This is a genomic window from Paracoccus pacificus (assembly GCF_042680785.1).
Lineage (GTDB): Bacteria > Pseudomonadota > Alphaproteobacteria > Rhodobacterales > Rhodobacteraceae > Paracoccus > Paracoccus pacificus.
The window spans coordinates 1-8,204 of sequence record NZ_JBHUEN010000037.1 but is presented as its reverse complement, the minus strand read 5'-3'; the positions used below and the strand labels follow the sequence as shown (position 1 = coordinate 8,204).

Annotated in this window: 6 protein-coding genes and 1 tRNA gene; 6 read left to right on the top strand and 1 reads right to left on the bottom strand. The window is 60.4% G+C overall.

The annotated features are described in order from the left end of the window. Positions 1 to 16 precede the first annotated feature (16 nt). A tRNA-Met gene (locus ACFSCT_RS12325) sits at positions 17 to 93 on the top strand. A gap of 183 nt (positions 94 to 276) precedes the next feature. On the opposite strand, the gene ACFSCT_RS12320 is transcribed toward ACFSCT_RS12325, so the two are convergent. Further along, a complete protein-coding gene (locus ACFSCT_RS12320; protein ID WP_379143164.1) occupies positions 277 to 714 on the bottom strand; it encodes a hypothetical protein in 438 nt (145 codons plus the stop codon). Positions 715 to 796: 82 nt separating this feature from the next. Here ACFSCT_RS12320 and ACFSCT_RS12315 point away from each other — a divergent pair, with 82 nt between their 5' ends. From ACFSCT_RS12315 to ACFSCT_RS12295, 5 genes are all read left to right on the top strand, one after another. After that, the gene (locus ACFSCT_RS12315; protein WP_379143162.1) at positions 797 to 3,004 is read left to right on the top strand and encodes a type VI secretion system Vgr family protein; all 2,208 of its coding nucleotides are present in this window, start codon (positions 797 to 799) and stop codon (positions 3,002 to 3,004) included. Positions 3,005 to 3,012: 8 nt separating this feature from the next. Beyond that, positions 3,013 to 4,044, top strand: a complete 1,032-nt coding sequence (locus tag ACFSCT_RS12310; protein WP_379143160.1) for a DUF2169 family type VI secretion system accessory protein — start codon at positions 3,013 to 3,015, stop codon at positions 4,042 to 4,044. After that, entirely contained in the window at positions 4,041 to 5,522 is a 1,482-nt protein-coding gene (locus ACFSCT_RS12305; RefSeq protein WP_379143158.1) for a DUF4150 domain-containing protein, read from the top strand. Before ACFSCT_RS12310 ends, ACFSCT_RS12305 begins: the two co-directional genes overlap by 4 nt. Positions 5,523 to 5,535: 13 nt before the next feature. Next, entirely contained in the window at positions 5,536 to 6,648 is a 1,113-nt protein-coding gene (locus ACFSCT_RS12300; protein ID WP_379143156.1) for a hypothetical protein, read from the top strand. A 137-nt stretch (positions 6,649 to 6,785) separates the two neighbouring features. Continuing rightward, a complete protein-coding gene (locus tag ACFSCT_RS12295; protein ID WP_379143155.1) occupies positions 6,786 to 7,883 on the top strand; it encodes a hypothetical protein in 1,098 nt (365 codons plus the stop codon). The last annotated feature ends 321 nt before the right edge of the window (positions 7,884 to 8,204 follow it).

Here is an 8,204-nt window from a genome sequence, read left to right as displayed (position 1 = left end):
GAAAAGCTCAAACGGACGCGGGGTAGAGCAGCCCGGTAGCTCGTCAGGCTCATAACCTGAAGGTCACAGGTTCAAATCCTGTCCCCGCAACCAATCTTAGCGAACAAGCCGCACCCGAGAGGGTCGCGGCTTTTTTGTTGTCACCTGCAGACAAAAGCAGAACAAGATTGCCCATCAGATCAAGGTGATGCGTAAGCGTAGAGAAGAACGCCAGCTCGCCGAAATCAAAGCCGCGCTGGTCGAGGCGGCCAACGAATAGCTCGCAATACTGGATGATCAGGGGCGGACGAATTTCTTTGCCGCGATTGAGGGAGCCACGAGTCTGGCGCGCACCGGCGTCGGCTTCGCGCCCTGCGGTTTCCGGGCGCGGTTGTTGGGTTTGGCTTTGTGCGGTCGGGCGCGGCCTTCTGCAATCCGGTTCAGCAGCTTTTCCACCTCATAGGAGGTGATCTCGGTCACCAGGCGGTCGTTCCACTCCGGCCCGACCAGCTTCGTCAGCATGAAGCGCTGGTCCGAGGCATTGGTCTGCGCCAGATTGGGCAGGTGCACATCGACATAGCGCTCGACCAGATCCTTGAACCGGGGCGCGTCCCATCCGTCCTCTTTCGCGCCCACCGCACGCGCGAACCTCTCCGATATCGCGCCGCTCCGTGTTTTGCCGGCGCGACGGGCCGCCAAGTCGATCTCGAAACATAATTTGCCCGGCTTTGCCATTCTTCCGGGTTCTCAGACCCGGTCTGAGCTTGTATACATATGACAATTAATAGTTTCGCTATGTTGTCGAGTAGGAGGTTTGATGAACGCCCCCTTCAGCCAAGCCGAGCGGTTGGGTCGGTTGACGACCGCGCTCGGGTCCGATGTTTTGGCGCTTCTCCGTTTTGACGGCAGCGATCATCTGAATGACCTGTTCGAATATCGGGTCGAGGCGCTCGCTACCCGCGACGATCTGGATTTCGACGCGCTCGTCGGCACTCATGCCACGGTCGAGATCGAGGCGCACGACCAGATGCGGCCTTTCGACGGCATCGTCACCGGCGCCCGCTGGGCCGGGGTGGGCGAGAACGGGCATCGCTATGATCTGACGCTGCGCCCGTGGTTCTGGCTTGCCGGGCGGCGGCGCAATCAGCGCATCTTTCACAACCGGAACGTGGTCCAGATCCTGCAGGAACTGCTTGGCGACTATGCCGGCCTCGGTGATCCGGCGCTGGAGATCCGCCTGTCGAAGGATTATCCGAACCTCGAATACACCGTGCAATATCGCGAATCCGATCTGGACTTCGCCCGCCGCCAGATGGAGCGGGCCGGGATCAGCTTTCATTTCCGCCACGCCATGGGCAGCCATACGCTGGTCCTGACCGACGACGTGCTGGCGCATGACGAGATCGGCCCGCGGCCTTTCAAGTCCTATGACGGCCATCACCAGTATGAGCAGGAGCATTTCTGGGACTGGGCGCCCGAGCGGAACATCACCACCGGCGCGGTGCGGCTGACCGACTACAACTTCAAGAAGCCGACGCAGGCGATGGTGGCCGAGCAGATGGGCGACGCGGCCCATGCGCAGGGTCAGATCGAAAGCTTTGATTATCCGGGCGATTATCCGGCGCAGGATGTGGGCAAGCTGGTCGCGGGGCTGCGGACGGAACAGGAACGCGGCGCCGACCGCCGCAACCGCGCGGTGGGGGATTGCGTGAGCCTTGGCGCGGGTCTGCGGATGACGCTGTCGGGCGACCGGGTGCCGGGGACGGGCGAGACCTATCTGTGCCTCAGCGCCAGCCATCACTTCGTCAGCGAGGCCTATGGCTCGGGCGGGCAGGGCAGCGACGGCTACGCCTTCACCGGCTCTTACGTGCTGATGCCCGACACTGCGCCGATGGCGCCGCCGAAGCGGACGCCGCCAGCGGTGGTGCAGGGCCCGCAGACCGCCGAGGTGGTGGGCGAGGGCGAGATCGACTGCGACGAATACGGCCGCATTCTGGTGCGGTTCCACTGGGATCTGGCGGGCGCCTGGTCGATGCGCTGCCGGGTATCGCAGAACTGGGCCGGCGCGGGCTGGGGCGGCATGGTGATCCCGAGGATCGGCATGGAGGTGCTGGTCGAGTTTCTGGAGGGCGACCCCGACAAGCCGGTCGTGGTCGGGAATGTGTTCAATGGCAAGAACGACGCGCCCTATCCGCTGCCGGCGCATAAGACGAAAGCCGTGTGGCGGTCGAACACGCATCAGGGCCAGGGGTTCAACGAAATCGCCTTCGAGGATGAGAATGGCATCCAGAACATGTTCTTCCATGCCCAGAAGGACCAGACGACCCGTGTGCTGAACGACCGCATCAAACGCGTTGACCGGCATGAGGTCGCGGCGGTTGGCCGGAACCGGGCGGTCGAGGTCGGCGGCAATCAGAAGCACGAGATCGGCGGCTCGATGAACACGGTTGTCGGGGGCACCGGCATTTCGGCCTTCGCGCTCATGGCCGCAGTCGGCGGAATGGCCGGGAATACCGCAGGGCTTTTGAAGCAGGCGGGAGAGATTGCCGGAGGTGCTGGTTCCGGAATGGATCTGTTCGCGGGAACGGTTGCGTCATCCGCGCTGGGCTTTCTGGGCGCGGGCGGCTTGGGCAATCGTTCCCGTATCGTCGGGGGCGACAGCGATCGCCCCGATGCCGGTCGCGCGCTGGGCGATGCCGGCAACAGTTTGGGCGAAGCCGCGGCCGGGCTTTTCCCGCTGCCCGGCATCATGAACACGATCGTTGGCAGCTTCAAATCGGATACGATCGGGATCGCGCGGGCCGAGCAGATCGGGGTGTCGAAGGTCACCAATGTCGGGGCGACATCCATAGAAAGCGTCGGCAAATACAAGAAGATCGCCGTCGGCGAGGAATTCGTCATCGAATGCGGCGACAGCAAATTCATAATGAAATCCAACGGCGAGGTCATAATCCTCGGCAAGACCTTCAACTTCGTCGCGACTGGCCATTTTCAGATGCGCGGCAAGCCCGTCGACGTGAACTGATGGAGCTGGTGAACCCGACACCACTGCCGGGTCTGGCCTTTCGTCAGTTCGATCAGAACGGCGATCTTGACTGCGTGGTCACGCTGCGGGGCACATTCGAGCATGTGCAGGATGGCGTTGCGCGTTGGCGCGATGAGCAGATGCCGCTGCAATGGCAGGATGCCTATGAGGGCGATCCGCACGAAACCCCGATGCTGCATCAGTCCGATCTGGTGCCGGAGAAGCCCGGAACCGATGTGACATTTCTTGGCGCGAGCCATGCGCCGCAAGGGCCGTCACCCGGCTGGACCTGCCAGATGGATATCGGCCCCATCCGCAAGCGACTTCACGTCAGTGGTCCGCGCGCATGGAAACCAGTGGTCAAACCAGCCCGCTGGCCGTTTCGCCGCCATGAGGCGATTGTTGATTGGGAACTGACCCGGCCCGATCCGACCGAGTCCGTTCCGATGGATTGGCGCCATGCGTCTGGCGGACCGAATGTCTTTGAGGATGCGGAGCGGGATGAACATAACCCGCTCGGCCGCGGCCGCATAGGCCCGAAGGAGACATGGCAAAACCACGCCGTTCCTGCCCCGCAAGTGTCGGCCGAGGCCGAGATGACCCCCGCATCCGGGCCGGCGGGCCTTGGACCCGTCCCGCCGTTCTGGCGGCAGCGCGCACGATATGCAGGAACCTATGACGATGACTGGAAGGCAACGCGTCATCCGCTGTTGCCCAAGGACTTCGATCCGCGTTTCTGGCAATGCGCGCCAAAGGATCAGGTCGTCGCGCCGTATCTTCAGGCGAACGAAAGCTATTGCCTGACGAACCTTCACCCCGAATACAAGGTGGCTTCCGGTCGGCTTCCCGGCCTGAATCTGGCGGTGCGGGTCGACGAAGGCGGGTGGATACCGCTTCACCTTGACGGCGTGCAGTTCGACTGGCGCAAAGACACGCTTATCCTGTTGACGTGGCGGGCCCGCTTTCCTTTGCCGGAAGCGCTGGGTGTGAAGCTGCATCTGGGCTGGTGGTGGCAGTCAGCCGAGGAGGCCGCCGCGTGAGCATCCCCGACGACCAGTATATCGGAGAGCCCGGCTATCCCGCACCCTGGACGACCAGCATGCCGCGTGAGGGTCTGCGCGACAACGATCAGGCCCGGATCATTTCTCTTGCGCCGGACGTCTGCAAATCACCGGGAACGCCAGTGCCGTATCCGGTCGTCGATTTCTGCGGGCATGACGAGAATTACACGACATCCGTGCGCTTCACCCGGCAGAAGGTCATGGTCATGCGCTCGAACACCAGCCATGTCCATGGCGACGAGCCCGGGATCGGCAAGGGTGTTGTCTCGAACACCGTCGGCGGCATCAGCGAGCCGATCACCCACGCCGCTCAGGTTCGCGCCGAGGGAAGCCCGGTCATCCGCCACCTCGACCGCTTCCACATGAACAACCGCAATACGGTGGGCGAGGCGCTGTTTGTCAAAGATGTGCGGGCGTTTTCGCCGCCGGTGAATGATGATCCCGCGCCGGGATCGCTTGTGCGATTGGCAGATGCTTCGGGAAACTGGGCGAAATACGCCGGTCCGCCGCCTGTAGACGCGCCAGTCAAAAACCCGCCCATTGCCGGTTTGCCTCCGACCGGAAATCTGCCTGTCCCGACGTCTCCACCGGACGGACCTGCCCAGCCACCTGGCTCGGGGGGGCCATCTCTCTGGACGATTCTGAGATGGGCGCGACGAGGACACCTTGCCTATCAAGGCTACAAGCTGGCCAAGGGCGCATACGACGATATGAAATGGGGGCAGGCGAACCCCGAAGCCTATATGGCACGTGAGGCCTTATCTAAGGGTGGGGTTGAGAACTACGACGGGGTCGAGCGCGAAATCCACGAGGACGCGATTGCCCGCATCCGTCGCGGTGATCGGCTTAATGAAGTGCGGGAAGACTATGATAATCGGCTCCGGGACTACCGGAACGAGATGGAACTCGACGAACTACAGCACCCGGAAGATGCTGCCGCGCCAACCGGCGACAATGTGCGGGTCAGCCAGACCGAAGAATATCGCAAGAAATGCGAGGTCGGGCGCTATGGCAAGATGCGCAAGATTTGCGGCGGCTATGGCATGCAAGCGCATCATATCGTGCCGGACTGGACGTTGCGCTATGGAAGCCGGACGTCAGGCGATCGTATTCCCAACATGCCGAGCCTTGCTGACGGCATGGCGATCTGCGTTGCCGGTCAGGCGGCTACAAACGATACCGAACATAACCGGGCGCATGCTGCGGATGCTGCTATTGAAAAGCTGGCAGTCGACGCGAAGCCGCCGCATACTGCGCCGCTTTCTGGTGTCGTGAGAGAATCCCTTGACGCGATGATTAAAGTGCGCCCGGATTGCGAAAAAGAAATCAATTTGGCTGTGGCGCGACAATATACCGGAAAAAATCCTAATCAACTCCTACGGGCCAAGCGCCTGCCGCCGTTGCCGCCTGAGACGACGAAAGCTTTAGCAAGGGGCGAAACTAAATCTCTACCCTAACCGGAGAAGTCGAATGATCATCCTGACCCGTGCCCGCGCTGCGTCTGCGGACAGCCTGATGTTGGCGGCGACGCTAGCCGGCGCAGAAATCTATACCCCCGACGCTTTGGTTTATCAGTATGAACATGGCGGAGCGCCCGGCGAACAGTGGTTTTCCGATCATTTTTCATTGAGCGTTCAGGATATTGCGGTTGTCGATGATGCCGCAATCTCGCCAGCGCGCCCGCGTGGCTATGCGCTGTTATCGGCGGAAGGCGATGTCTATTATCTGTCCCGCCCTGACCGCGTTCAGGAGGTGATCCCAGGTGCGGGAACGACCAATCCCGGGTCGAAATTCTATGGCAAGGTGTTCAAGCTGCGGCAGATCGGCCAGTCGCTGTATGTGTGCGGTGCCGGCGGCCAAATCTATAAGAGGTATGGCCGCGATGACTGGCGGTTGTTGACGGATGCGGTTTTGTTCGATCCCGATGCGCAACAACGACAGGATAAAATCGCTGCCGAGAACGGGCATCCCGAACCAGAGTTCCTTTCGCCTGAATGGCAGGAGTGGGTAACCCAAAGAGCCCTCAATCCCGCCTCACGCAACGTCTTCTTTAACGACATTCAGGGTCTGTCCGAGGACGCGATTTATATCTGCGGCGAAACCGGCCCGGGGACCAAGCCGGTCCTGTGTTACTGGGACGGGCAGATCCTTCAGGAACTGAAACTGCCCGTCGCCGAGGCCGCGCTGACCGGTATCTGCATCGAGAACCGGGACAGCGTGTGGATCTGCGGACGCGAGGGCGTTATCCTTCATGGCAGCTGGGCGCGGGGCTTCAATCCGGTGAACGCGCCGACCCGCAACAACCTTTTCCACGGCTTCACGCCCTATCGCGGCAAGCTGGTGATGGCCGCCAGCGTCCGCCCCGGGGGGCTCTACGAACTCGATCCCGAAACCGGAGCGTTTGGCCGTTTCCGACCCGCGCTGCCGCCGCTGACCCAACCCTCGGCGGGTTCGGATGCGCCGAACGCCGGGCCGTTCTTCGCGCAGGCGATCGGCGATGTTCTGTGGGTGGTCGGTCTTCGGGATATCTTTCGTTTCGATGGGACCGAATGGCAGAGGATCAAGCATCCGGATATGGCTTGATCCGGCGCTGCGTCGGCAAACGTGCCGACGCCGATAACAGGGCCACACTAAGGACGCTTGACCGCGCCGAGGCGCACGTGTGAGCGGCCGCTGCCGTCCGGTCAGGCTAAAGTTGTGTTGGAAAGAGGATATTACTGATGCGCGCTAAAGGTTGGTCGCCGCGTTTGCTGGTGGGTACCGCTTTGTCAAAGGATCAATTCAGCTTTGTTCTTGGGGAACTGGAATATGACGATCCATTCAGCGCCATAATTACCTACGATGGAAACTTTCCTCAACCGTGGAGCCGGATAGACGTTCAGCGTGAAGTCGTGGATCTGCTCTATGCCGACGAAAAGGATGTTCTTCTCGCTCTTTCGAACGAGGGTGACGTCTACACGATACGGGGTGGCCAGGTCGACTGGTCGAAGATCCCGGGCGCAGGCGTGCTGAGCGATGACGCTGAAGGTTACGGCGCGACACATACACTCCTGCGGCGTGGTGAGACCAGCTTTGTGTTCGGGGCCGGCCGCCAGATTTATGAACGCACCGGTGAAGCCGCGTGGAATGTCATCTCGGCGGATAAAAGCGGCAGCGATGGATACCAACCCGAGAGTTTCGGCGACGCAATCCTGCTGGGCGACGGAGACATGCTGATCGAGGCGGTGAGTTTGCCCGCGCAACCCCGCGCAGGGAACTTGCTCGATCATCCAGACTATCGCCCCGATCTTACGCCGGAACGTCTCGTCGACCTCATGGATCAAATGAACGCTGCTGGCTCCGGTGGTCCAAGACGGCAGTTTGTTTACAGGTTTGACGGCCGGACGCTCGACCGCGTCGATGTGCCGGAAGATATCGTGATCCGTGATCTGTATCAGGATCCCAACAAGAATATCTGGATCGTTGGTGTCGACGGCCTGATTCTGAAGGGGAATACCGGTGGAAACTTCGATCGCGTGGATTTTCACGGAGATCGCGAGACGCTCATCTCGGCAGTCTGGTTTTCGGACAAGCTGATCGTTGCCTCTGACTATAGTTTGCATGGCTTTGATGGCCATATCATGACCAGGATCAAGCCGGTATTGAACGATCCGTTCATCAACCGAAACACCCCGACGCCAAATGGTCTGCAGGTCGTGGACGGCATTATGTTCTACTTCGATTACAAGCACGGCGTGTGTCGCTGGGATGGTGAAATATGGGATTGGATCGACATCCCGGAAGCGCTGCTTGAGCGGAAATTCGAAGGTCTTCGCTGACGTTCGGTAGATGTGATTGTTTGGAATGCGTTAGTTTACTAAACGCCACGCAGCCTTTGATTGCCGTTCTTGCCCAATTTGTGCCACTCAGTTCCGCTTAATGCAGTCGAGCGAAAATCAAAATAAATCAAAACATTTTTGCGCAGCTTGTCGAAATAATTAGATTGCTGTTTTCGTCTCTGATCGGGCTTATAACCTGAAAGTTAAAGCTTTTCGTCCGCACCCTGAATCGTTTTGGCTTTTGCAGAAGCGCCGATCGTGATTCCCTTTGATCAGGGAGGATTGGTCATGTCAGCACCTTTGCCTGCGGCGCTTCGGGTT